The following is a 24,422-nucleotide window of genomic DNA, read 5'->3' as shown; positions in this document are numbered from 1 at the left end:
GATTGATCTTGAAAAAATGATCAAGGGATTAGTTTTATCTATTGACAGCCCCGAGGCTCATATGTGTTATGTTTCACGGCTTTACGACACTTATCCGGCCAATACATTCGCTATTTTCAATTTCAACATGAATAGAGATATTTTTTTGAGCCATAGTTGCTGCTAATATCATACTATAATGATGATTAACTCCTTCCTGATTCAGCCACGTACCATTTCGAAAAATAACTCTATTCGAAGGGCATAAGCTATCAGTATTACTTAATATGACAGAAAACCAACTACCATCTCGTGCTTCCGTTTGTGTTACTGCCGATTCTGGTAGCCATTGTCCAGCAAAAGCTGAGGAGGCGAGGAATATTGACGCTAACAAAAAATACTTTTTCATAAATTTCCTTATAGAACATAATAACCAAGATACGGGGCGAAATGCCGTTTAGGTATTTTGTCCCCGTCATCAGCTTGTTCTTGGGAGACAACCTCTTCTCTACTCATGTTTCTCCGATGCTCAGCTTATGCAGTGACGATCTTTGCATGTTACCTCGTCGCCCCACGGGCTTCTATCATAGTTTGATGCCTCACTTTTAGCGGCTGAGTTGTCCGACAGCAAAACGACTGTTTTTCTGCGTGCATCGCAGACGCTAAAAGCGTGTCATAAATGCTCAAACTTTTCTACTGTTCTTCGCTACAGAACGCCAATGCACAATCCTACTCTATAAACAAAATTTGTTCGTGCCCGTGGCCAAGAACGCCTTGCTTTGGGGCCGGAGTGAAGCGCAGCGTAACGGAGGTCCCAGCCGCGCAGCGGCGACAACAGCAACTTGTTAAGTGTTGAACTATGCACGCACATAGAAACCCCACATGCAATTGGAAAACTCACCTGCTGCGAATGTAACCTGCTTACCCTCATGCTCCATTTTATATACATGGAATTCAAAGCTCTGGCCGTAACGCGGATCTTTAACTTTTGCCTTGGGCTCATTCAAGGAAACCCAATCGTGCTTCCAGACATTGATGCCATGAATTTCGAATTTCTGGCCATCTCCACATGCCCCGAAAAATTCCCACTTATCATTTTTCCAAAATAGCTTCATTTTCTATTTAGACACTTAACAATTTATTGTAAGCGTACCTGTGGATAAGTTTTCTGTCCCAAGGTCGCGTATAAAATTTATTCTTTCTTCACTATATTTCCTCACACCGCTAATGGCAAGCGTTCTGTGGAATGTCGTTTTTTCACATTACGGTGATTGATTTCTAGTGTCGCAAAAGTGCTCTTATGCGACAAGGATAACTTTTTCATGGATGTAGTTAATTTTGTCTTCTAAATTTTTGACTCAGATCTCTGATTTTATGTATCGAAAACGGTATGCTAAAAGCACGATTGAAAGCTATTTGTTTGTGATTAAGGGCTTTATTCGTTTTCACAACTACAAGCACCCCAACACAATGGGAAGCGTTGAGGTAGAAACGTACCTAACACATTTAGCGACGGTCAAAGGGGTTGCGATGAATACGCAAGCATTGTCGCTGAATGCACTTGCTTTTTTGTATAAGCAGATTGTGCAAATACCAATTGATCCCGACTTGGGATTTATTCGCAGTAAAACACCACCAAAGCTCCCTGTAGTACTCACACCTAGCGAAGTAGCTGACTTTTTTGCTGTAGCTTCAGGCGCGCATAAATTACCTTTAGCACTGCTTTATGGGAGTGGGCTTCGCTTAATGGAATGCCTTCGCTTGCGCTGCCAAGATATCGATTTTGACTACAAGGCTGTTCGTGTTTGGAATAGCAAAGGTGGCAGACATCGCATTGTCACGCTGGCCGATGACCTGATCCCACTTATTCTCAAGCAGATTGAACAAGCGAGGGTGTACTTTAATCTCGATACGAACAACTCTAACTACGATGGTGTGTACTTACCGCATCGTCTCAGAAAGAAGTACCCAAATGCCGCATATGATCTTAAATGGCACTACTTATTCCCGTCATACAAATTGTCAAATGACCCAGAAAATGGTGCTTTACGAAGGCATCATATCGACCCCAAAACCATACAGCGCGCGGTCAAAAGCACCGCACAAAGAGCCAAAATTAATAAAACCGTGACGCCACATACTTTGCGACACTCTTTTGCCACTCACTTACTTTCAAACGGCGCTGATATACGGACCGTCCAAGAACAATTAGGGCATTCAGACTTACGAACTACCCAAATATATACCCATATTCTGCACCGAGGCGGAAATGCCGTAGTCAGCCCACTCAAAGGTGTCGTAATGCTTGGGTGCTAAGCCATATCCGGGTCGGATTACGCGAAGTTTTCTTGAGTAAACACTTCACCTGCTGCAACTGGCTTGCTAACGTATAATGAACGTCTGAACTGTTTAGATTTTTGTTCGTTGCGCGTGCCGCCAAACTTTACCTCGCCTAAAGCTTCATAGGCGCGTTTGCATTCTTCTGTGAGTAGAGCAAATTCATTTGGCTCAAGCGAAAAATCTGCATCTACCCCACCGGCACTGCGATCAAGCACAAAATGCTTTTCAATGAGATGGTAAAAGCACGTTGCTCAGCCCATATCAAAGGGACTTTTTGGTTTGCCATCATGAAGTAGCTCAGAAGCGATGGCTTTTACCTCACCCTGAACGTACGCCCAATACTCTGGGTTATCCAAGGTTCTTTCTTTAATTTTTTTAGGGATAAAGCGGCTCATTTGCATCTTGAAGTCATTGTGTACTTCCTCTTCCGACATTAGCTTGGTTAACGCAATAGAGAGTGCCTGTCGAAAGTCATCTATTTGCTTGTGTCGAGCGCTGAGTTTCTTTTCAACCAATATCTTGGATAAATCAATTCCGCGCTGCTTAATCCAAACAATATCCCAAATATCACGAGGTTTAATGCGCCTTGCTCGATACGCTAACGCGATAAGCTTATCGGCCAGTGTTTCTTGTAGTGACTGAACCGGGACCAAGATACCTTCAGTCGGCACGACAATGTCATAGTGATTGATTAACGGACGCTTTTCGATATCGAATGAGGGTATTGCACAGACATCAATATGCATTTTTTGCCTTGGTAAATCAGGACGATTAGGCTCTTTCACAATACTAATCTTCCACGAAACGGTATCCCCTTGCTGTTCGCCAGAGGGTTTGTTTACCCAAACTTCAGTTTCATATTTATTTTGAATATAAGTCTGTATCTCGGACTCCAACCCATCAAAATCAGACGGTTTAAAGTCATGACCACCGTTGAAATCGAGATCTTCTGACAACCTACTGCTGTTGTAACACATGCGTAATGAGGTGCCGTCAATAAAGGTTAATCGCTGCAAAACGCCTTGTTTGATCAGCACGTCCATAATGTCATGATGCAAGATCTCTTTCTCTATCATGGGCGTGACTGCTGCATAGTCAGGGTTTGACTGTATGATTTGGCGAATTTGTTGCTTCAGCATACTTTATCTCCTACACATTCCACCATACTTAGCTCTCCACCATATGTAGATTGCGACGGCAGTGCTTCAGGTCTGCAAGCGCTTGCTCTTTGAGTGCGCGATACATTTTGATGTCGGAGTCATAATACAAATTAGGGGCGATTTGATCGACGGGTCTTTTAGTATGGGTGAACTCGATCACACCATAAGGCGTATCAAAACACCCACTTCGACCTTTAGTCATCACCGTGACCCTGCCTATCACAATTTGCGAAATATCGCCGGTATGACTGAGCTGGCTCTCTAAGCTGATGTAATTCAATACGCCACTACGTAACTTTTTGATGATTTTATAAATGGCGGTCTCAGGCTCAGGGGGGGTAATCATACTTTCATAGAAACCTTTCACCACCCGTCTTAGTAGGCTCTTCTTTACGCTATCCGCTAGGAGTTTTCTGAAAGCAGGGTCACATGACACCCCCAACATAAAAGCCAGCTCACTTGCACTGTGAACACCTCCACCAGCGCGAACTGCTTTCGCGAATACGTTTAGTAGCTCATCGGATTTCGCCATAGGTCTACACTAAGTTACCAAATAAGTTACTTAGTGTAGATCTATCCTTAGTCTTACGCAAGATAATGGTCTACATTAAGTGACCTTATAGGTAATAATTTGTAGACCTTTTGATGGACTTACAGCTCTCCGAACCTAAGGCTTGATAATACCTTACCAGAAAGAACAGCACGCTTACTCCTTGCAGAAAGGTCTGGCGTTTCAGAAAAGAATGTTTTCTCACAAATACGTGAAATCGGTAGCAAGCGGCACTTGATAAGCAGTGCAGGCAGTTTAGGAGTCACGACTATTATATTAAACACCCTTTATAATTATTGGGAATTTTGTATTATAAGCGTGCTAAAGACCTTTTTGTCCTAAGTATCGATAAATTCAACTCACGCCCCAAGCGTACAAGTATAGAGTAAACCCTTGGAAATACATGTAGATAACACTTCTGTTGTTCAGCTCATTCAGCTTTCTTTAGTACCCGTTTTTCTGTTAGTCGCCATCGGGCAGATGCTTAATGTTGTTACGGGTCGTTTAGCTCGGGTTATCGATCGGGCTCGGTATTATGAAGAACAGCGGTTCTTAGGTACGATTGTTGAATTTAATCAGCGCCAATGTAAAGAGCTAAACGCATTAAGGCGTCGCATGCGTTTTGCTAACTGGGCAATTAACTTTTTGACTGGGGCGGCAATATTCGTGTGCTTAACGGTTATATTGCTATTGCTCAACGGTATAGTGACGGTTCCATTGGACTCCATAATATTGTTTTTATACATGTTTACTATGAGTTCCATTTTTGGTGGCTTAATTTGCTTTTTTATCGAAGTAGGGATTGCAAGTGCAACACTGCGTATTCCTGAAACCAATTTTTGTGATTGAAGCTAGATCTATCAAAAACTGAGCATTTACCCGATTTATTGATTGGAGTCTCTTAGTTTTGCCAAATATTGTGATGTGTATTTTAGTTGCTGACTAGAACGCGCTACCAACTCATTGACGCAGGATCCATCATAAGAAATACCAATTCTGCCCTCACTTTCTTTAGAAAAACTGGTCATGGTGGACAGAAAGCGAATCAGTTTTTCTGCAGATGATTTAAGCATACTAAGATAAGCTCTTTGACTACCCTGTAACGAAGTCAGTTGCATAATATTCGCAATACATAGGATATTGTGTATCGGACTTTTCATGCCATGGCAAAAAGTCAACATGAATGCTGATTTGGCCGCGAACGTTTGTTCTGCGTGGGTAATTGCCTCTTCAATCTCCGCCTCTTTTTCAATATTTTCTGACAAATCAATAACCGTTCCTACGAGTGAATCTCTTTGCCCTTCGCCAGAGTAAGCAGAGGCGCCGCACACTCGACAGTGCTTGATTAAGCCACTTGGGGTGACAGTTTGATAGTCAACGCAAAATTCTTTTTCGCTTCTACCTGCTTGCAACATTGCCAGTTCAAATGGCGCACGCTCGTCTTCGTGCAACATCTGTAGCCAAGAATTCAGTGACAGTACTTTGCTCTCAAAAGCCCATCCATGTATTTTGGCAACTTGCTCATCCCAATATATCTGATTTGTGGTTAAATCTAGCTCCCACACCCCCACATTGGCCTTATGCAGAGCCAATTTTTGAGACTCGATTTTACGGCTTATGACACCACGTTGGAATAAAAGGTGCTTTTGTATAAATTTGAGCCTGAGGTACCAAAAAAATAAACATATTATCAGTGCCAACAGCACACCAAACACGGCAAGGGCTAGTCTAAACTGGCTGTTGCCATTGGCAAGTAACATAGAGATTTTCTGAGCAAGCTTTGGCTGAGCCACTTGAGTAAGCGCATTATCTGAGGCCGCGATACTAGGAAAATTGTGATTTAAGCGTAACGTAACAAAAGAAACGTTTGAGGATTGCACGGCTACATCTGTCAAATTTATGGGTAGCATCGGTGTTTTGGTGAAGGGAGAAAGCAGAGTATAAATATCGAAAATAAAAAATAAACAGAGTTTTACCATGTACAGCGCTTCCTAATCGGAATATGCTTTGGCTTAACTGCCGACCAAAACGAATACAATACTTATACATAGTAGTGTCGTAACTAATTGAACTATCTCACTCTAGTTTGCGACTTTTGGCTATTTTTCTCATCCTCATTCCATGCAAGCTTTGTATAGTTCGTTCCTGTTAACGGGTTTTGTTAAGTAGTCATCCATGCCGGCGGCCTTACAGCTCTCTTCATAGCCTTTGAGAGCATGCGCAGTAAGTGCAATAATTTTGGTACGAGGCAATTGCTTTTCCGCCTCGTACGCTCTAATTGCCTTAGTAGATTCAATACCATCCATGACGGGCATTAACAAATCCATCAAAATCAAATCGGGGTGTTCGTCTTTAAACATACTTACCGCTTTGCTGCCATCTTTGGCGTACTGCACATGCGCACCGCAGTCAATTAACATTTGCCCAACAATGGTTTGATTGATGTCATTGTCATCAACGACCAAAATACGCTTGGCTTTTAAGTTGGGTATTATCGCTACATTTGAATCAAGCTTATTAAGGGAATCTTTCGGGGCAACCGTAACCGGTACAAGGAGTGTAAAAGCGCTCCCTTCGTCAACTTCACTTTTCAAGGACAGATCCCCACCCATCAGCTGTGCCAGTTTTTTCGAGATACTTAAACCCAAACCTGTTCCCTTAGCTATATAATCCTTGTTTGACGCTACTTGTTCAAAACTTTTAAAAATCCGTTGCTGATGGCTTTTGGGTATACCAATACCCGTATCGGTTACAGTAAATTGCAAGCTGCCTGCATTAGCGTCGCCGGTAATCGGCACAAATTCAATACTCAAGGTTATCATGCCCTCATTGGTAAATTTGATTGCATTACCAATTAAATTAAACAGGACTTGTTTAATACGAAGCGCATCAGAGTTGACGACATCGGGTATGTAGCTGGAATGATGTAACTTAAATTTGAGCTTTTTGCGCGCAATTTCGAGTGTAAAACTAGACATAATTTGTTGCACAAGTGTCTTCAACTCAAACGGCGCAGGATCAATGTCTAGTTTTCCGCTCTCGATTTTTGACAGATCAAGAATATCATTCAGTATATGTAACAAACCACCTGCAGAAGACTTGATCATATTTGCGTACTGCGCCTGCATTTCACTCAGTGGAGTGCTGGCAAGTAGATCGGCTGCTCCAATCACCCCATTCATAGGCGTGCGAATCTCATGACTCATGTTGGCTAAAAATTCTGACTTAGCCTTTGTAGCTTGCTCTGCTTTTATGCGCTGTTCCTGCAAACGTTGTTGATGTAATTCGCTATCGGTAACGTTAAGCACCGTTCCCACCAATCGAATCACATTGTCATTTTTGTCTTTTACGCCGGCTACGTTGCACACTAGGTATTTGGTTGTATTACCCACAACAACGCTGTACCTGAGCTTCCAAGACTTACCAGTTTGAATACATTCATTTACTAGCGCTTCCAACTGCACCTTATCTTGGACGTTCAGTATGTCTAACCAACTGCTGAGTTTTTGATTAAAACGCTCAGCCTCCATGCCATGGTGGCTATGCATGGCCTGATCCCAATATAATTTACTCGTTTCTAAATCAAACTCCCAAATACCTATCTGTGTCGCGTTGGTTGCCACATCCATGCGCTTGTGAATTCTTTGAAGACTAATTTGAGAATTAGCTAGTTGATCTTGTTTTAGGCGAAGTAAACGGTTGGAATACAGCATAAAGACCACTAAACCACTTAAAATCAACAACACAAATACGATGTACATCAATTCTTGTAGAAACAGGTCAAATATACTGGCGGGTTTATTTAGGATGAGGTGCGCATGCGGTAATCTGTCTGCTGAAAGTCTCTGTAAATTGAGTGCGCGATAATTGAACACATCGCTGTACACATTATCAATTTGAGTATCCACAGAATATCCACTTAGCAAGCGCTTGATTTGCTCTGCAAGGAAATCTGCAGTTAAACTTGAAGAAACAACATGCCCACCTACAACGTTTTCAAAAATAAGCGAATCATAAGCGACAAAAACAGGCTGATTCACAATTCTTGATATGCGCCGAGCAACTTGCATGGGGTTTAATATTTCGCCATCGCTCAACGAGTAATTAGACATCAGAATCAACGGCGATCTTTGATCTAAACCTGATAGCGCATTAATAGCTTGGGCAGTATTAATAAGTGGAATGAAACTGACTTTTTGCGCATCACTAGACAGTTGCTGTTTGATTCGTTCAAGCTGACTGTCTTGACGATCATCAGGTGTCAGCAAATACACATGTTCACTGTTGGTTGACCGAGAAGCCACGTCGATAAGTTTGGTGTAGTCGGGATGCAAGCGCAGATTAAACGTATACTCCGAGGCTAGGAACGGCGATACATCTCTTCGCTCAAGAATAAATTTATGTGCATTGGCGAGTAGGGGATGTTCAAAGTCAAACACTTTTGCTGCTGCGACAGAGTTAAAAATAACAATATCTAATTCGATATTCGCGTATTTTTCCATGACCAAAGCGCGCACACTTTTTTCATAGTCCACCGACGAAAAGCGCTGTAAATCTAAGTGTTCTACAAAAATAGTCGGGCTGCCGACACTAGTATTGAGCTTGTCAGTTAGGGCGTTTTCGAAGTCCTGATACAACTTATCATCATTACCAATATGATAAACAATCAGCATATTTGTGGGTACAGCAGACGAAGTCACAGACAATACCATCAAGGCAGTGGCAATATAAAAACGCTGCAAAAAATTCGTCATTAATATGGCTAAAGTAAAAATTGGCTATGTGTATAGTCAAACTTATCCAATTTTTAGTACTTTGGCATTATTTATTGATTATTTTTTTAACTAAAATCGATTTCATATTGTTTTATTCCGTAATGTTCTGCAATAACGGGCTTCAAGATTGTAACATCTTGCCCTTCGTCATTGAGATCGATCAACGATGGCTCAACTTTTTGCATACTGGCTGTCGAGAACAATATTTTGACTTTTGGCTTTAGCGGTTTTTCGGTGTTTAACTCTGTTACTAGAGCAATTTTTTTGTTTGATAAGGCAACAAGAGAACCGACGGGGTAGATACCAATACTGCGTACAAACTTTATCGCCAGTTTCTGATCATAACCAAAATCGCGATTGCATATTACCTTTAAAGCAGAGGCAGGGGATTTCGCTTTCTGAAAAGGTCGGTTTGAGGTAATGGCATCATAACAATCAACTATCGCTAGCATTCGGGCGTGTTTATGAATTTCTTCGCCTTCCAACCCATATGGATATCCTGTGCCATCCAAACGCTCGTGATGTTGTTCAATGGCAAGCCTTTGCTCATTGTCGAGCTTTAAGCCGGCACTTAAATCTAGGGAGTGCTCTACATGTGATTGAATGACGGCTTGCTCGTCTACGGTGAGTTTATCTAGTTTGCGGACTATATTTGCAGGTATCTTAGCCATACCAATATCAAATATATAGCCGACAATTGCCAAACGTTTGCAATCTCGCTCAGACATGCCAAGTTGCTGAGCAAAGAAACACAACAAGATAGCAACGTGAGTGGCATGATTGGCAAAATACTCGCCTTGCGTTCTCAACATGCTCACGCACAACAAAGCATTGGGGTTACGAAGTAAACTGTCGTATACCTCATTGACTAGCGCTAAGGCCTCGCTGATGTCTATAGATAGGCCTTTTTCAGCACGCAATGCTTGAATTTTGTATAACTCTTTACTTTCAATAACAAGGTGTTCCGCATATTGAAACTCTTCCGATGTCGAGCGCGGCACTAATACACTGTTGTGGGTATTACTTGCACTTTTGAGTGGCGCAATATGTGTTGCAGATTTGTTTTTGACGCTGTCTTGTAGCGTACTTCGCCTCTTATTAAGCGCTTCTATAGTTTGTTGTGTGACTTGTTTCGTGCGCTCAATGACTACAGTTTGCACCCCACAAGCAATAAGTTGATTGATCACAACAGGGTGTTTTATTCGGCCTCTACTTTTTACCGTCAAATTGCCAGTTTGTTGCCCAATTTTGTGCACCATCATGCCTGGTTTGAGCTCATCAATAGGGATAGTTAGAAAGGTGGAGTGTGTCATCTAAAGCATCTTGTAATTATCATATACCTACCTATCGGCAGCGTAACAAAATGCTGTTGGTTTGCTTAACTCAAAATGATAACCACCTACTGAAGTAGTTGGTTTAAGACAGACAACAAAAAAGCCGATACTAGGCTCGGCTTTTTCAATGGCGTGAAGTTGTAACTGGCTAGTGAATGACTGAAAGTAAACGCTTGTCCGTTACGAGTTGACGTACGCCGTGTGCTTTCTTCTCTTCAAACTCATTGCTTTCACACCACTTCGCAATAGAGTTAATATCAAGTTTTGCACATTGTGGGCGAACAGACCATGTGACTTGTAACGGTGAACATTTTTGAGATGCATCGTAAGATGGACCCGTTGTTGACCCCAAAAACTCAACAGGCGCGCCCGTCGTATTCGGGATCATCTTAGCCTGATGGTAACCGTTACTCATATTGCCATCATAATCCATATCGTTGAAATCCATGGCCGCACTGTCATTAACCAAAGTAAATACCTGTGTTTCTACTCGCAAGTTAGGGTTTGCACAACTGTCTGACAAACAGCTACCCAAGCCTGCACCGGGCTTCACATCACAAGAGGAATGTACCCAGTGCATTTCAATGGTATCGCCGGGCTTAAGTCCGCCGCATACTTTTGCAGCAGTTGGTTTGAGTTCGGCGGGTGTCAAGTCCTTGCTAATACCGCACATGTAACCACCGCCATAGCCATTTTTACCTTCGCCAGCATAGATAGAAAAATCCTTTGCCTTATGCTCAGCATTGTTATGAAAGTGAATATTACATAGGTTCATTTGCTCAGAAGGCGGTGCAATACTGAAGATTCGCTTATTTGTTCCTTCCAAAGAATCTATGTCTCGTGGAGTTTGTGGTCCGTAACCCTGACAAACGTTGGCAATGGACGCAAAACTCATTGCTGATAACAAGCTCGCTAACACAATTTTTTTCATCGATACTCCTAGTCGTAAAACAGTTTGGTTGTATATTTCTTGTTATTTCCTTTACGGATAGACAGCAAGATAGTTCAGGTTTTTCGACTACTTGATGAGGCCGTCGCTTCAATCACGCCCAAAATTCCTGATTAACACTTTGCTTATAGTCATATCGAGACGAAATAACTTTCAAAAGATCAAAAACTTGCGCAAGTGTAAGCCTTATTCCGTCTTGCGAGTAACAATAAATACCTGACTAATCAATCGAAAAATACGAAGATAAATCACACTTATTCGAAATAAACTGTGTAGTGGTTCAACATTACTTGAATAAAAAAAGCCCGTAAATACGGACTTTTAAACAACAACATTGTTTATGCAATCAGTACATATTAACGCAATAAAAAGCTATGCCTTTTTCATCCAAGCGCTACACCATCCTTTGGCACTGACTAATTTTCCAGGGAAGATACCACAAGGTCGCCATTCAGCACCGTCTTCGCCCTGAATATACATGCAGTTTGCGCAGTTTTGGCCTTCTTCTTTCGACTCGTGTGTATACTTGAGTGCAACGGCAGTAGGATCTTCAAGAGATAGTTTCTCTTGTGCATTCGCTCTCAATGCTACACCACCCAGGGTCATGCCAATTAGCGTCGATCCAGAGAGTTTTAAGAAGCCTCGGCGATCAAATTGTTTCATAACATCTCCTCATTGGTAGGCTGATAATGATAATTATTCGTTTTTATCTTGTCGTAAAAACAACAAAGGCTTACCTCAAAGTAAGCCTTTTTTAACCCGAACTATATTGTCTAGCCTAGTATCTAGCACTGTGTTCAGATTTGTGGATATCCATCGCTATACCATTTCTTAGACTTAAGAAGGATATAGTCTTTGCACTTAATACTAATACACTTACTGAAAAGATCTACAATTAATTGAAGAGAATCAACCGCTAAGCATGCGACAAAATAATAATCTGCAATAAACTGCCTCTAAAGTGTCGTGTAATTTTTGATGTTCACACTATTTTTTAATCGAAGTCAGGGGGGTATCGGGCTTTGCATAACTGAGTCGATCCAAACAAGTCGTTTGGTGATAACTATCTAAACCCGATACAGTCACAGTATTGAGCGCCTCCAAGTCAATAAAGCCGTCTTCTAGCACACTGTGATCCGGCACATTGACCTCGATCACTTCACCAATAATTAACTCAGTGTTGTTGGCGGCTATTTCAACGATATCGCGTACTTTAAGTGCTATTCTAAGATGACTTTCCGCTACAAAGGGAGCGGACATACAAGAAGATCTTAGTGGATTGAGCTTCAGGTGCGCAAATTCACTCTCTTCACTTGGGTAGCGGGCTGAGCTTTGGTGCGCTTGCTCAAACAATGCTGCATGAACGTGATTCACGGTATATTGTCCGGTATCCTTAATATTTTTTAAGGTATCTCTTGGCACTGTGTGTGGTCTCATGATCATCCCCAATAGTGGAGGGTGAGAGCCAAGATGAAAAACCGAGCTAACAATACACAGGTTATCAATTCCATCCTTGCTGCAGGTACCGATAAGATTGGCACTTTTGAAACCGGACAAACAATTGACAAAGTGCGCTCGATAGCGACTGTCCATGTTTTCAATATCATTTTGTGTCACTATCATCGTGTTATTCATCATCTCGTTTTACAGTTATCGATAATTCAAAGCCATTGTCGTCAATCGATACCTCAATAGGCGAACAGCATATTTGGCAATCTACAATCTGCTCTTGACCAACATCATTTTCTAAATCAATTTCGATATCATTGCGTGTCATGCAATAAGGACACTCAAATGTATCAGCATGGCTTAAACTCATCCCTCTACCCACCCTATTCGGCGTAAACTAAGCTTTATTACAATGTTTAGTTACTCTGTTTAGCATTATTTGGATTTATCGCAACGACGGGGAATATGCAGCACAGAATAGGGGTCACTAGAATCAAAAACGCGGCAAGTATGTCCATATACACTTTAGTTTTTCATCCGTGAAAAACAAATTTTGATTCTAGTGACCCCTATTCTGTGCTGTATAACACGATCCTCGATTCATCTTCATGAACCCTTGACAAACACTGTATATTAACACAGTATCATTTAAGACCGCTGTCAAAAGCGGCATATAGCTTAGATAGAGCATATATCGAAAATATTGTGCGTTGCTCAACGCCCCAATTTATTTTTGGGCTGACGCGACAGATAATTTTTTACCTACGAAGGCATGTTTTGCGCGAACTACCTACATACTATTACCTTGAGCACTTTAACGAGTTTTTAAGCTATATTGTCAGCCACAACAAAGCTCTGTTAGGCAAAGAACATCATGCTTTTATTGAGGTATACTCCCAAGCTTCACATGACGAAAAGTGTTTACTTGTGCGTTGTATTAACCGTAAACATCCGTTTATTTTAACGAGCTCTTTACGCTTTAGCGAACTAAGTAACATCACGAAATTAATAACATCACTTCAAGAAAAAGGCTGGCTGCGATCAGTAACGGAAGCCGACGCCTTAGCTTTGTTAGAGGTGTTAACTAAACAGGAGCTTCACCAACTGCATGAAGAATGCGTCAACGTGTCGGAAGGTAAAACAACGAAACTTGCTGCACTAGCACCCAAAAAAAGTGCGTCAAAAGCAGACTGGCTTAGCAGCTGTAAGCGTTTGCCTGTAAAAAAAATCACGCTTTCTGCCACAGCCAAGGCGTATGTTGCCCGAAACGCAGATCCTGTCATCAACTACTTTTTGTTTCTGTACTTCGGCAACTGCCGAGACCGCCTTAATCAGTTTTCAATGCGGGATTTGGGCGTATTAAAGACTAGAGAGGTGAACACCACATCTCCCACACAAATATCGCGATATACTTCCAAAGAGCAAGCTATGACTCTGTTTCGTCTGCACACGATGCTTAGAGAAGAAAAGCACTTTATTCCTGATAGCGCAAAACAAATTGACGACTTGATCGAGCAACTACCAGTCGGTATCGACGCCATCACAGACGAGCTACAGCATAAACTCTTATATCGTCTTGCCTTGAAGCTATTGCCACTAAACCGCACTGACGCACTCTCTCATTTGTTCAATTGTAAACATCCGGCAGCACAAGAAAAATGGTGCCGAGAAATACACAAAGACGGTGATCTTAAAGCGCTAGAAAAGCACCTGCTTGCTATCATCAAGCAACCAATTGATGAACGCTTATTGCTTTTTGCACAAGATTTTCTTGCCCGTAAGTTCCAAAAAAAACGTACTAGTGTGCTGACTGATATGTTGCGCCATGACACTCGTCAATTGACGCTCGACGAAGTGCACAAAGGTCGGGTAGAGCAAGGTTTAGTCGAACTATACCGAAGTCAAGGTCACCATGCCTTTGTGGCCGAAAACAATTTGTGGCGAGGTCTGTTTGGTCTCACATTCTGGAAAATTCTATTTGCAAACAATGAACTGGGTTTACTCACTGAATTTGATTTCTTGCCAGAATGCCTCAAACAAAACAATTTTTATGATACCGCGCATGACGAAATTGAAAACGTCCTCAGTTCACTTAGTTCGTCTTTAATTTGGAAAAAGCATATTCTAAGCATGGCCTCAAAAGAACTTGGCAAAACGCAATATCTTTTCCGCTGGTCAACAGAATTAATAGATAGCATCAGCTTAGTGCTGGACAACACCGACATTTCCCACCTTAAAACAATGCTACGCAGTATGGCAAAAGATTGGCGACGTACACGCGATGGCTTTCCCGACTTAGTGGTAAGCTCCCCATCGGGTCTGCGCTTTGAAGAAGTGAAAGCAGAGGGCGACTCACTTCGTCGCAACCAGCTTTTGCGCATTCAACAATTGCGCGAGGCGGGTATACACGTTCATATTACCACCGTTGATTTTAACTTTGATCCACAACAAGTCTATGCTGTAGTCGATATAGAAACTACCGGCGGGCGAGCGGCAAATCACAAGATCACCGAAATTGGCATAGTTAAAATACGCAACGGAGAAGTGATTGACCAATGGCAGTCACTCATTAACCCTATGCGACGGATTCCTAATAAAATTACTGAACTAACCGGCATTGACAACCAACTCGTTGCTGATGCGCCAATTTTTGCAGATATTGCTGAAAAACTTGATGCGTTTACAGAAAATTCGATTTTTGTGGCGCACAATGTCAACTTTGACTACGGGTTTATACGCGAAGAATTCTCACGAATTGGCCGTGTTTGGCGCCGTCCAAAACTTTGCACAGTGCAACAAATGCGCAAGTACTATAAAGGTCTACGGTCTTATTCTTTGGCCAATTTATGTCAGCACTTCAATATTGCGATGAGCCAACACCACCGCGCCATGTCTGATGCATATGCAGCAAGTGAGCTATTGCGTCTGGTTCAGGCGAAAAAACAGAACGCATCGACTTCATAAAATTACCGTTACTGCCGATAGATGACTAACACAATTTGTTGTCATAAAAATGTCATATAGTACACTATTTCGTCGGTTTCACTCCGTTACATAGGTAAAGTAAACACTAATGCTTAAGCGCTGGATAGAAATGTTTGGCTTGTTTTTTATATCGCCGATACTTGTTGTCACATTGATCCAAGATATTGATACTTGGCTGATGCCTATGCTCAGTATTATCGGTATAGCTTGCCTAGGTATGCTGCTCGCAGACAAGCAATTTAAACGTTTTCGGCTATGGCATACTCAAGATATTAAACTCCATTTAATTGCTTCACTTCGGTTTTTCGCGCCATGGGCATGCTTAATAGGCTTTACAATATACTTCTTTTATCCCAGCTATTTTTTGGCACTACCAGCAGAAAACCGCTCACTGTGGTTACTCACGCTAATTATTTATCCATTAGTGTCGGTTATCCCTCAAGAAATAATCTTTAGAACCTATTTTTTTCATCGCTACAAACGCATCTTGCCATCTAAGCAGGTGCGACTGGTACTCAGTAGTTTTTGTTTTGGGCTAGCACACATTGTCTATGGCAACTGGATTGCCGTCGCCTTAAGTTGGATTGGCGGGTTAATATTTGGTTACCGTTACATACAAACACGCTCCACATTGGTAGTCATCATTGAGCACAGCATGTGGGGGAGTTTTCTTTTTACCATCGGCTTGGGGGCTTTTTTACTAACACAACCCAATATGTAAGGCTTCATTGACACGCCCATCCACAGTTTTGATGTTTTATTTTCTGTCATGTGATCAAGCTATCCTTACCGCTGGTAAAAACTCCAAGATTCAAATAAAGCATTTTTCAAATCATGCAAAAACCCACCAAAACACCTACATCACTGAATGCGCAAGATTTGTCGCGAGTTATCGAAATGGCCTGGGAAGACCGTACTCCATTTGAAGCCATACAATCTCTATATGGCTTATCGGAGCCAGAAGTCATCGCCTTGATGCGTCAAAACATCAAGCGAAAAACATTTAATAATTGGCGCGCAAGAGTGAGCGGCAGAAAGTCTAAACATGCCTCCTTACGCAACCCCAAAATATTGAGAGGCTATTGTTCTACTCAATATAAAATTAAGCGTAACGCTTAGTGTAGAATTACCCTCGATATATAAGGTGTATAATAGGAATTTACACTGTGAGCGAATCATCTCGCTAGCTATATTTCGGTCTCATTTTTTACATTTGCAATTGGTTCAATCCAGTTTTTTGCAATACACGATAATCACCGATTTCCGTTGTTAGCGTGAAGTAAAAATACGTGTTACACTAGCAACATACGTACTAGTATTTTGTATATAACCTGAACTTGGAATAAGAAATTCTGCAAACTTTTGAATTTATTGTTCTTTTTTTAATCCACTACCCAGTAGTGGGGTAAATTCGATATCAAGGTGCTCTAGTGAAGGACTAATGAGTTATTTCAACCTTGAGCAACGCAGATATCGTGATCTAGGGTACTGCTGGACGGAGTTGCTTATCCCGAATTCAGGTTATATAGCAAGTTAAGCAGTTAGGTTGGTGTCTGTATTGGGCAATACAACGAAGGTGCAAACAGTGAGAAAAGATTTAAGAGTAAGTATGCAAAACAGTGAGTCTGTGGAACAGTTGGAAGTAAGGCTGATAAAAAAATACTCACCTTACCTAACAAGATTTGCGACACAGTTAGCAGATGGATTGAAGGACGCGACTTTCCGAGAGTCTCTAATTCAGGCAGGTATGATTGCCTTACTGTCTGCGATGAGAAAACATGTAAATCAGAAAAAAAACAACATCGAAACTTTAGCGCGTACGGAAATAAAACGAGCGATTTTAAACGAAGTGAAGCAACGACCAGAGCTTAAGCATCGTTTCAAAAAAGAATCCGATTTACCTTTCTTTGCGTCTGAAGAGGAAATGAATCTCCACAGAGCCTTGGTAGCATCGAAAGAGCATCGACCTGAGCTTATTTTATTACGAAAAAACATTGCATCGATAGAAGCCAAACAAGAAAAATATCCACTTGTCTCTATGACTGAAGCAGCGCTAGTCATGGGGATAACAAATCGCTCGAATGCATCAAAAGAAATCAAAAAAGCAGAACTTGCGAAAGACCTTTTCACAGTAGAATTTTTCAACGGGACAAAACGTGTACCGCTGTTTCAGATTGATCAAACCAGAAAGAAGGTTTATCCAATTATTAAGGATTTACTCAGCGCCTTGACTGATGATTGGGATCAAGACGCAGAAAGTTGGTTACTCTACGATTGGTTTACTTCGCCAATTGACGATGATAGCGACCTAACCCCCGCTGATCTTCTACACAAACGTGAGGCCTTTGATGAACTACTGTATTTGGCAGGACAAGCAGGGGCAGAAAATGCCGGTAGGTATGCGCTGTAATGGTAAAAGGTCGCTACTCAAAACCTATATTGTCTTGGTCACTGCCCGAAGAGCCACCACCGTTTGATTTGCAACCTGGCGTGTATCACAGAGTATTGGACAAGCAGCCCCCACGCTCATACCCATCAACAAGTTTTAACCCATATGCTGGTTTTACGTTTGACAAATATGGTCGCTTGCTGAACGCATCAAAAAAAGTTGTGGCAGGTACTCGCTTTGCGCCAGTTGTCGATGACAAACGAAAGATCGTGCCAACCTTGTATTTAGCTTCAACAGATAGAGCGGCATATGCTGAAATTTTAGTCAGGGGCAAAACATCCACACAGCTTACCTATAATAGTATTGTGAACCTCGAGAGAGTCACTATAGAAATTAACAATACGCTATCGCTTTTGGCGCTCACACCGCCCTTTCTTGACGATACAGACAAAAATCACTACAAAATCAGCGAAGGAGATCTTATTTATAGTAAGCAAAGATACTATCCAGAGACCTGCCGTTTCGCCTCCGAAGCACTGCAAAAATATACGCGAATACAAGGATTACACTGGCTATCAAGGCAAGAGGATAACAATTCTGTCTATGTTCTGTTTGAAAACAGGATCGACCCTACTGGATTTGTGCAAAAAGCTAACTTTGATGCGCTTTCACTCTCTGAATTGCGTATTTGGGTACCCGATGCCGCCGCAATTGGTGTCAAAATAGATAAAGCTTTGTTCGCCTACCTAGACACGACAATGCCAGAATTTAGACTATACAAGCACTATTTCCGATAACTCCCTCCGTGTAGCAAGCTCACATTTCTGTTTATTTTTTATGCAAAAAAACAAAAGCTAGTCTATACTTTTAGTCTGGTATACATAGAGGATACATTGATCATGCTTACCCGACTTTCCTTCAATAAACTGTACACACTAGCCGTGCTCGTCCCGCTAATGATGTTTGCTGCACATGCTCAAGCTCTGATTCAACGAGGCGCAGATTCATTGGAGAGCATTGGTACTCCGCACTTCGATTCTTTAAGAGTGGCGGAAAACGCGTCAATACCCAAAAGCAGAAAAATTTATATTGCTGAGGTAAGCGCGAATTTTGGCAATGATTGGTTGCGTGAGTTTAAAGGAAAAACGACCGAGCAATACAAAAAAAGAGTGCTAGCCGATTACAGCAAAGCCTTAAAGAAACACTTAGTCAACCGCCTTAGTGATGCGGGCTGGCAAGTACTGGACAAGTACGAATCAGGCGCGCTCATCGTTGATGCTCAGCTAAAAGATCTTTATATCAATGGACCTGAAAAGCTCATCCGCGAGCATATTTTAGTTAGAAATATTGGGCAATCGTCTATCTTAATTTCTGTGGCGGGTGCTGATAATAATGTGATTTTTGAAATCGAAGACCGGCGCAATGCTGGCGGCTTAGACAACTATTTTATTGAAACGGATAATGCCATTAATTACGGATGGTTTAGCCAACTTATGGATACTTGGGCAGGAAAATTTGTTGTTTACCTGGATGCAAGCACAAGCGGCGTATAAATCTTTTCTTAATCAGTTTTGAAGGGGTCACTTAGCGCTTTCTGGGCTTTCCTCGCGTCGATTAACGTGACTTCGTGTAATGAGATTGAGGGAAATTGTTCAACTTTTTCCCTCCAGTTTATCAATGTGCGCGCGCCTGAATTGCGCCGTCATATCAAAATACCACGTGTAATTTTTTTTGTTTTCGGGGTTTTGTACCACCACCTTTTGGATCGGTAGTTGATTTCGATAAATCAACTCTTGCTCTACGGCGACGAGCTGATGTAATTGAATAAATGCGTAGAGGTCGTTTGTACTATTGATATAAAAAGCCGTGTCTGACGTTTGCCCATCGCCTGAGCGCCAAATGGCTTCAATATAAGCATCCAAAACCCAATTGTGAAACTTGGCTGACACCTCATCCCCTGCGTTTTGCGAACAAACTGCCATGCCATAGTGCGCAGTCAAAGAGGTATAGTTAATCTGCAATAGCTGCCTGTTCACTTGAATACAATTCAACCAACGATTTGCAGCCATGAATTGCTGTGACTGCAATTTGGCTTGTTGTTCCACAGCACTTTGCGGTGCATAACCCGATGTAAGGGGGTATAAACGCAGCATTCTATCAATATCTTCTGGCTTGGCAGACTGCTGTCTAACTTTTGCAATCAAGGCTTGAAAATCCGCGTCGCTCTTGGCGTAGTTAAGTATCTGTTTAGCTTCTTTTGGCTGCTGGGTAGTCGTACACGCCCCCAAAAGGCAAATAACGACAAAAAAAATCATGCGCCCTAACATGGACAAAACCTTAGTAGTAACAATTGCTCACTAAGTTTACACAAGAATCGTGACAGGGTTAATAAGGCAGGAAATTATATGCGTACTCTAACTCTGTCTTTGTCACATTTTCTACACCAAAATTGATTAATCCTATGCGCTGTAACAATTTTTCTACGAGTTCAGGCGCATCTAATTCTGAATCGACCAAGGTCACAGTAGAAAGCGAACCATCTGGCAATATGACCAACTTAACTGACAGTTTGCCCTCAATGCTTGGATCTTGCCTGAGTGCTCTGCGATACAAGGCATAAACTGCCGCTTTATTTGCATCTAATGTTTGGCGTATTTTATCTAAATCCCGATTTCCCACTACCTGCTGTTTACTGACTATTCGCTTAGTGGCAAGCGCTGCCTCACCCTCACTCGCGGCGACAAACTCGGTAGTTCGGCGCCCTTCTAGCTGTCCCAACGCGCCTATATCAGACGAAACAGGATCAGCTTGAACGCCTCCACTGGTCACAAGCTCTGGCGCAGCAATGGTATCACGTTGAGTAAGGTTTGCTTGCCCGCCTCCGATAGTTTGTTGCGTATCCGTCATGTTTTGTAGACTGCTTGTTTTTCTCATACTCGCTAGCGTATCGGATAAGGCCAGGACTCCTTTGCTTTTGGCGCTCTCTCTTGCTTGAACCACTTTTTCTGTGTCATTTAACTCAGGCACGGCCTCTTGAGGCTGAATGGGTTCGACCTGAATAGGTTCGACCTGAACAGGTTCGGGGGTGACTTGAGGCTCCAGCGCCTCTGGTTCAGGTGGAATGGGCTCGGCCTGAACAGGTTCGGGTTCAACCGGCACGGGTGGTGGGGGCGGTGCTTTTGCTTGCAGTATTCTTGCAAGCTGTGGTGGCAAGGTGTCTTTTTGTTCTCTCGGTATATCGGGTAAAGCCCGCATACTGACATACACTGCAAATCCCAATGTTAGAAGTAAACACGCAATGCTGATTTTGCTAAACCGAGCATTCTCGCTTGCCGCGCTATCCCAAGGTAACTGGCTGTTGTATGCAATCGTCGTCATTGCAAACCACCTGCACTGAGTGCGCTACCTGTATCTTCTTTGTTTTCTACCGCCAAGGCTACATTCGTGTATCCAGACTCTGCACAAGTTTGCATGATTCGTTTCAACAAGGCGTAATTAACCTGACTGTCCCCCATAATGGTAATCGATTGTTGACGCTTCTGTTCTTCGCTTAATTGGCTTTTTCGTTGAGTATGGTAGTCAAGTTCTTCTTTTAACCTAGTGACGACGTTCGGGCTGCCTGCTGCCATGTCCTGGCTATCAGCAATAAACTTACCTTGAAGTATTACTTCAGTTGGTGTGACTAACATTAGCAGTGTTTCTGCAGCAGGCGTATTTGCATTTGAAACAGGCAAAGAGACAGCATCGTTTGTTTGCAAAACTTGCACATCTGATGCATTTAACATTAAGAAAAACACGAGAATAGTAAAAATATCCATCAACGAAACTAAGCTTAACTTAGACTTGGCTTGATTTCGCCGGTGATGTCTCACCATCCTTTTTGCCCGCATAGACTGTTTCATAATTAAGTCCTATCCTTGCTAGCAGTCTCGGACGAAGTAACACCTGCACTTTTGGAGATTGCATCACCTAATGACACTTCAGGAAATAACTCTGCATCAACCACTGAGTTTATTACGACCTCTTTGTATGACCGGGTTGTATCAATCAATGTCACAATAGTTTGATAATCTGTATCGGGTGGCAGTAGTAAGGTGATATCTTTTTTGTCTACGTTTTTAGCCAATAAAGTTTGTTTCATTTGTTTGAGTATTGTTTGCAAGCTTTGAAAATCGTAGTTGGGTGCGTAAGACAAGTTAGCTTGGTCACCTTCTTTTGCTATGCTATCTGCTATCAAAACCGGCACCGACTCGACTAAATATCCTTGTGGAAAATATACGTCTAGACTGTTCTTGGTGAGGTGTACTTCTAATACTTCTTTAGCAAGGTCTTCTGGGTTGGCATTCTCACTCACTCCGGGTAAATTAAGCTCAATCACCGTAATTCTGGAAAACACCATCATCATCAACAATACGGGCACCAAAACAATCATCAAATTCATAAAAGAGGTAATATCGAGCTCTGCCTCTTCGTTTTTCAATCGTCTATTTCCACGCACTTTCATGTGTGCTTCCTAAGCAACATCGCTTGAACGTGTTTTAGGAGAAATCGCTTGTGTCGCAATAATGTTGTTCAAACACTTCACCCCTGCCATTTCCATGCTGTCTACAATCTCAGTGGTTTTTGTTTGCAGTAGAGCATGAAAACCCAAAAGTGGAATCGCAGAAATTAACCCGAAAGCAGTTGTATTCATAGCGACCGAAATTGAAGAAGAAAGCAAACTTGCTTTTTCAGACGGATCCGCATTCGCCACTGCCGAAAAAGCGGCTATGAGTCCGATAATTGTGCCGAGCAAACCCAATAAAGTCGCTATATTCGCCAAGGTAGCCAGATAGGGCGTGCGTTTTTCTAAGCGTGGCACCGTCTCCATCAAGCCCTCTTCCATGGCATACTCAATATCCTCACGTCGCGGTGAGACTTTTAAGCGCGCAATACCCGCGGCAACTACTCTGCCAATCGGCGCCTTACTTTGTGTCGCCACTTGCAAAACTTGGTCAAAACGCTGTTTTATCAACAAGGGCTCAATATCCTTAAAAACACGTTTGTTCGTTGCTGTCGTAGAGAGCAAGTAAATATATCGCTCTAGTGTAATCGCTAAGCCAATTGCCAAAACAATTGCGATTGGTAGCATAAAAGAACCACCTTCCTGAAAAAAACGTGTAATGGTATCTAAGATATCCATGGTAAATAACTCCAAACAATGTGTGGATGCCTGTGGTGAATCACGCTATCTCTGCCAACGAATAGCAAGGGCGCAAATTTGCTGTTTTCTGTCCACAGTAAACTATGCAGACGACTATACTGTGTTTGCTTTGTCACCCGTGTATTCCAATTATATTTTTGGTCTGAAAACATATACCTACCTTTCGGGTTGTGCATCGTTTGGATCGGTACTGAGATCCCTGGTTAGCCCAATGTTATTCGCCTTTGATAGCGTGGTGGACAAGCGCAATTCGCGCAAGAACTGACTGCGTTCAATAACTGGGACAGTATTGACAAGGGGCTGCCAATCAGCGCTGTTTTCGATACGCTTATGTGTTGGTAATTGCCATGGCACAATGCTTAGCACTTGAGGTTGTTCGGTGTTTGCCCGAATAGTATCTTGTAAACGCAAAATAGTGTCAGGACTTTGTGATGTTGTTGGTGCAATGGGATCTGTTTTCTCTGTACCAACTGTCGTGGCATCGTTTGCTGTTTGCGCATCAGCAAAGGGAAGACAAGTTGCGAATAATAGTGTCGCGCACAATTTGCTTAGATGCTTCATTCTGCCTCACCCTTGATTTCACGTGTATTTTCTATTGCTTGTAACTGCCTTGATAGGTCAAGTAACCAGCCTTTTACTTGTTTGATGTCTTTGTCGATGGCTTTCAAAAGTGGTTTTTCGCTTACCCGCTCTTGTCTTTGATGCTCAAGCAAAGCGTGATAGCGTTTGTAATCTTCCAATGCCTCAGCTTTGTCTTGAATGTATAAATCATACAGAATACCTCTATTCCGGTATGATCCGGCATCACTGGGCACCGCAGCTATCGCTCGATTATAAAGGCTCAGAGCCTGAGCAAAATTACCCTGTTTACGCATTAAATGAGCAAGTCTGTTACACGCAATGTAGTTGTAAGGGTTTATACGCAATGCCTTTTGCAAGTGGGCTAAGGCTTCCTTCTCATCTTGCGCTGCCATAGCCAAATCGCTTTTTAGCACATATGCCGCACTATTCAGTTGCCCTGCTTGTTCTGCTTCTTGAATCAAGTGCATGCCACCTTTTACATCGCCATCTTTATATGCACGTAGGGCTTTAAGCATTATATTGCGCTGCGATATATCAAGCTGCACTTGCGATTGTCGATACAAATTTGGCTGGCTAATAAGTTGAGCAACAAGCATGTTTTCTGGTGATTGCTCTGTCGTCACTAATGACGTTTCTGTTGAATTTCCCGACGACTGCACACTTGCTTCATCAGCAGAGCGATGCCCTTGGTGTTCATTACTCAAAGAAGAGCACGCACTAAGAGTCA

At 42.2% G+C, this 24,422-nt stretch carries 27 protein-coding genes; 8 read left to right on the top strand and 19 right to left on the bottom strand.

Annotated elements, in window-relative coordinates; translation table 11 throughout:
- Window positions 1–73 precede the first annotated feature (73 nt).
- Both ACFOHL_RS07640 and ACFOHL_RS07635 read right to left on the bottom strand, forming a co-directional pair.
- Entirely contained in the window at window positions 74–388 is a 315-nt protein-coding gene (locus ACFOHL_RS07640; protein WP_376919627.1) for a DUF5992 family protein, read from the bottom strand.
- A 448-nt stretch (window positions 389–836) separates the two neighbouring features.
- On the bottom strand, window positions 837–1,094 hold the full coding sequence (locus ACFOHL_RS07635; RefSeq protein WP_376919626.1) for a hypothetical protein: 258 nt from the start codon (window positions 1,092–1,094) through the stop codon (window positions 837–839).
- 223 nt (window positions 1,095–1,317) lie between these two features.
- Between ACFOHL_RS07635 and ACFOHL_RS07630 the strand changes: the two genes are divergently transcribed.
- Window positions 1,318–2,295, top strand: coding sequence for an integron integrase (locus tag ACFOHL_RS07630; protein WP_376919625.1), 978 nt, complete (start codon window positions 1,318–1,320; stop codon window positions 2,293–2,295).
- A 17-nt stretch (window positions 2,296–2,312) separates the two neighbouring features.
- On the opposite strand, the gene ACFOHL_RS07625 is transcribed toward ACFOHL_RS07630, so the two are convergent.
- The 3 genes from ACFOHL_RS07625 to abiEi are packed head-to-tail and all read right to left on the bottom strand — an operon-like array spanning window position 2,313 to window position 4,011.
- Entirely contained in the window at window positions 2,313–2,534 is a 222-nt protein-coding gene (locus ACFOHL_RS07625; RefSeq protein ID WP_376919624.1) for a hypothetical protein, read from the bottom strand.
- 36 nt (window positions 2,535–2,570) lie between these two features.
- Window positions 2,571–3,458, bottom strand: a complete 888-nt coding sequence (locus ACFOHL_RS07620; protein WP_376919623.1) for a nucleotidyl transferase AbiEii/AbiGii toxin family protein — start codon at window positions 3,456–3,458, stop codon at window positions 2,571–2,573.
- A 28-nt stretch (window positions 3,459–3,486) separates the two neighbouring features.
- Entirely contained in the window at window positions 3,487–4,011 is a 525-nt protein-coding gene (abiEi, locus tag ACFOHL_RS07615) for a type IV toxin-antitoxin system AbiEi family antitoxin (RefSeq protein WP_376919622.1), read from the bottom strand.
- A 411-nt stretch (window positions 4,012–4,422) separates the two neighbouring features.
- Here abiEi and ACFOHL_RS07610 point away from each other — a divergent pair, with 411 nt between their 5' ends.
- On the top strand, window positions 4,423–4,878 hold the full coding sequence (locus tag ACFOHL_RS07610; protein WP_376919621.1) for a DUF2721 domain-containing protein: 456 nt from the start codon (window positions 4,423–4,425) through the stop codon (window positions 4,876–4,878).
- Window positions 4,879–4,913: 35 nt separating this feature from the next.
- Here ACFOHL_RS07610 and ACFOHL_RS07605 read toward each other — a convergent pair whose 3' ends face one another.
- The 7 genes from ACFOHL_RS07605 to ACFOHL_RS07575 all read right to left on the bottom strand — a co-directional run bounded on the left by ACFOHL_RS07605 (window position 4,914) and on the right by ACFOHL_RS07575 (window position 12,906).
- Window positions 4,914–6,008: a PAS domain-containing protein gene (locus ACFOHL_RS07605; RefSeq protein ID WP_376919620.1), complete on the bottom strand. Its 1,095-nt coding sequence runs from the start codon at window positions 6,006–6,008 to the stop codon at window positions 4,914–4,916.
- A 135-nt stretch (window positions 6,009–6,143) separates the two neighbouring features.
- The gene (locus tag ACFOHL_RS07600) at window positions 6,144–8,783 is read right to left on the bottom strand and encodes a hybrid sensor histidine kinase/response regulator (RefSeq protein WP_376919619.1); all 2,640 of its coding nucleotides are present in this window, start codon (window positions 8,781–8,783) and stop codon (window positions 6,144–6,146) included.
- Between the two features lie 86 nt (window positions 8,784–8,869).
- Window positions 8,870–10,117 carry an HD-GYP domain-containing protein gene (locus ACFOHL_RS07595; RefSeq protein WP_376919618.1) on the bottom strand — a complete coding sequence of 416 codons (1,248 nt, stop codon included), beginning with the start codon at window positions 10,115–10,117 and terminating at the stop codon, window positions 8,870–8,872.
- Between the two features lie 169 nt (window positions 10,118–10,286).
- Window positions 10,287–11,069 carry a delta-class carbonic anhydrase gene (locus ACFOHL_RS07590; protein ID WP_376919617.1) on the bottom strand — a complete coding sequence of 261 codons (783 nt, stop codon included), beginning with the start codon at window positions 11,067–11,069 and terminating at the stop codon, window positions 10,287–10,289.
- Window positions 11,070–11,459: 390 nt separating this feature from the next.
- Entirely contained in the window at window positions 11,460–11,750 is a 291-nt protein-coding gene (locus ACFOHL_RS07585) for a high-potential iron-sulfur protein (RefSeq protein WP_376919616.1), read from the bottom strand.
- A gap of 324 nt (window positions 11,751–12,074) precedes the next feature.
- Window positions 12,075–12,725 (bottom strand): flavin reductase family protein, encoded by a 651-nt coding sequence (locus tag ACFOHL_RS07580; protein WP_376919615.1) that lies wholly within the window; start codon window positions 12,723–12,725, stop codon window positions 12,075–12,077.
- On the bottom strand, window positions 12,715–12,906 hold the full coding sequence (locus tag ACFOHL_RS07575) for a CPXCG motif-containing cysteine-rich protein (protein ID WP_376919614.1): 192 nt from the start codon (window positions 12,904–12,906) through the stop codon (window positions 12,715–12,717). The genes ACFOHL_RS07580 and ACFOHL_RS07575 overlap by 11 nt, the downstream gene beginning before the upstream one ends.
- 407 nt (window positions 12,907–13,313) lie before the next feature.
- Between ACFOHL_RS07575 and ACFOHL_RS07570 the strand changes: the two genes are divergently transcribed.
- The 6 genes from ACFOHL_RS07570 (at window position 13,314) to ACFOHL_RS07545 (ending at window position 19,463) form a co-directional block, all read left to right on the top strand.
- Window positions 13,314–15,500 carry an exonuclease domain-containing protein gene (locus ACFOHL_RS07570; protein ID WP_376919613.1) on the top strand — a complete coding sequence of 729 codons (2,187 nt, stop codon included), beginning with the start codon at window positions 13,314–13,316 and terminating at the stop codon, window positions 15,498–15,500.
- Window positions 15,501–15,609: 109 nt separating this feature from the next.
- Complete coding sequence (locus ACFOHL_RS07565) at window positions 15,610–16,242, top strand: CPBP family intramembrane glutamic endopeptidase (protein ID WP_376919612.1); 633 nt, start codon at window positions 15,610–15,612, stop codon at window positions 16,240–16,242.
- A 113-nt stretch (window positions 16,243–16,355) separates the two neighbouring features.
- Window positions 16,356–16,640, top strand: a complete 285-nt coding sequence (locus tag ACFOHL_RS07560; RefSeq protein WP_376919611.1) for a TIGR03643 family protein — start codon at window positions 16,356–16,358, stop codon at window positions 16,638–16,640.
- Between the two features lie 466 nt (window positions 16,641–17,106).
- Window positions 17,107–17,931 (top strand): hypothetical protein, encoded by an 825-nt coding sequence (locus ACFOHL_RS07555; RefSeq protein ID WP_376919610.1) that lies wholly within the window; start codon window positions 17,107–17,109, stop codon window positions 17,929–17,931.
- Entirely contained in the window at window positions 17,931–18,707 is a 777-nt protein-coding gene (locus tag ACFOHL_RS07550) for an RES family NAD+ phosphorylase (RefSeq protein ID WP_376919609.1), read from the top strand. Before ACFOHL_RS07555 ends, ACFOHL_RS07550 begins: the two co-directional genes overlap by 1 nt.
- 102 nt (window positions 18,708–18,809) lie before the next feature.
- On the top strand, window positions 18,810–19,463 hold the full coding sequence (locus ACFOHL_RS07545) for a hypothetical protein (RefSeq protein WP_376919608.1): 654 nt from the start codon (window positions 18,810–18,812) through the stop codon (window positions 19,461–19,463).
- Window positions 19,464–19,562: 99 nt separating this feature from the next.
- On the opposite strand, the gene ACFOHL_RS07540 is transcribed toward ACFOHL_RS07545, so the two are convergent.
- From ACFOHL_RS07540 to ACFOHL_RS07510, 7 genes are all read right to left on the bottom strand, one after another.
- Window positions 19,563–20,237: a DUF4919 domain-containing protein gene (locus tag ACFOHL_RS07540; protein WP_376919607.1), complete on the bottom strand. Its 675-nt coding sequence runs from the start codon at window positions 20,235–20,237 to the stop codon at window positions 19,563–19,565.
- Between the two features lie 58 nt (window positions 20,238–20,295).
- On the bottom strand, window positions 20,296–21,288 hold the full coding sequence (locus tag ACFOHL_RS07535; protein ID WP_376919606.1) for an AgmX/PglI C-terminal domain-containing protein: 993 nt from the start codon (window positions 21,286–21,288) through the stop codon (window positions 20,296–20,298).
- The gene (locus ACFOHL_RS07530; protein ID WP_376919605.1) at window positions 21,285–21,812 is read right to left on the bottom strand and encodes an ExbD/TolR family protein; all 528 of its coding nucleotides are present in this window, start codon (window positions 21,810–21,812) and stop codon (window positions 21,285–21,287) included. Before ACFOHL_RS07530 ends, ACFOHL_RS07535 begins: the two co-directional genes overlap by 4 nt.
- Window positions 21,813–21,814: 2 nt before the next feature.
- A complete protein-coding gene (locus ACFOHL_RS07525) occupies window positions 21,815–22,414 on the bottom strand; it encodes an ExbD/TolR family protein (protein ID WP_376919604.1) in 600 nt (199 codons plus the stop codon).
- A gap of 9 nt (window positions 22,415–22,423) precedes the next feature.
- The gene (locus tag ACFOHL_RS07520; protein WP_376919603.1) at window positions 22,424–23,092 is read right to left on the bottom strand and encodes a MotA/TolQ/ExbB proton channel family protein; all 669 of its coding nucleotides are present in this window, start codon (window positions 23,090–23,092) and stop codon (window positions 22,424–22,426) included.
- A 177-nt stretch (window positions 23,093–23,269) separates the two neighbouring features.
- Window positions 23,270–23,674: a hypothetical protein gene (locus ACFOHL_RS07515; protein ID WP_376919602.1), complete on the bottom strand. Its 405-nt coding sequence runs from the start codon at window positions 23,672–23,674 to the stop codon at window positions 23,270–23,272.
- The gene (locus tag ACFOHL_RS07510) at window positions 23,671–24,399 is read right to left on the bottom strand and encodes a tetratricopeptide repeat protein (RefSeq protein ID WP_376919601.1); all 729 of its coding nucleotides are present in this window, start codon (window positions 24,397–24,399) and stop codon (window positions 23,671–23,673) included. Before ACFOHL_RS07510 ends, ACFOHL_RS07515 begins: the two co-directional genes overlap by 4 nt.
- Window positions 24,400–24,422 lie beyond the last annotated feature (23 nt).

Source organism: Agaribacter flavus (assembly GCF_042646125.1).
GTDB classification, from domain to species: Bacteria; Pseudomonadota; Gammaproteobacteria; order Enterobacterales; family Alteromonadaceae; genus Glaciecola; species Glaciecola flavus.
Note: the sequence above shows the minus strand (reverse complement) of the source record. Positions and strands in the feature narration are given on the sequence as shown.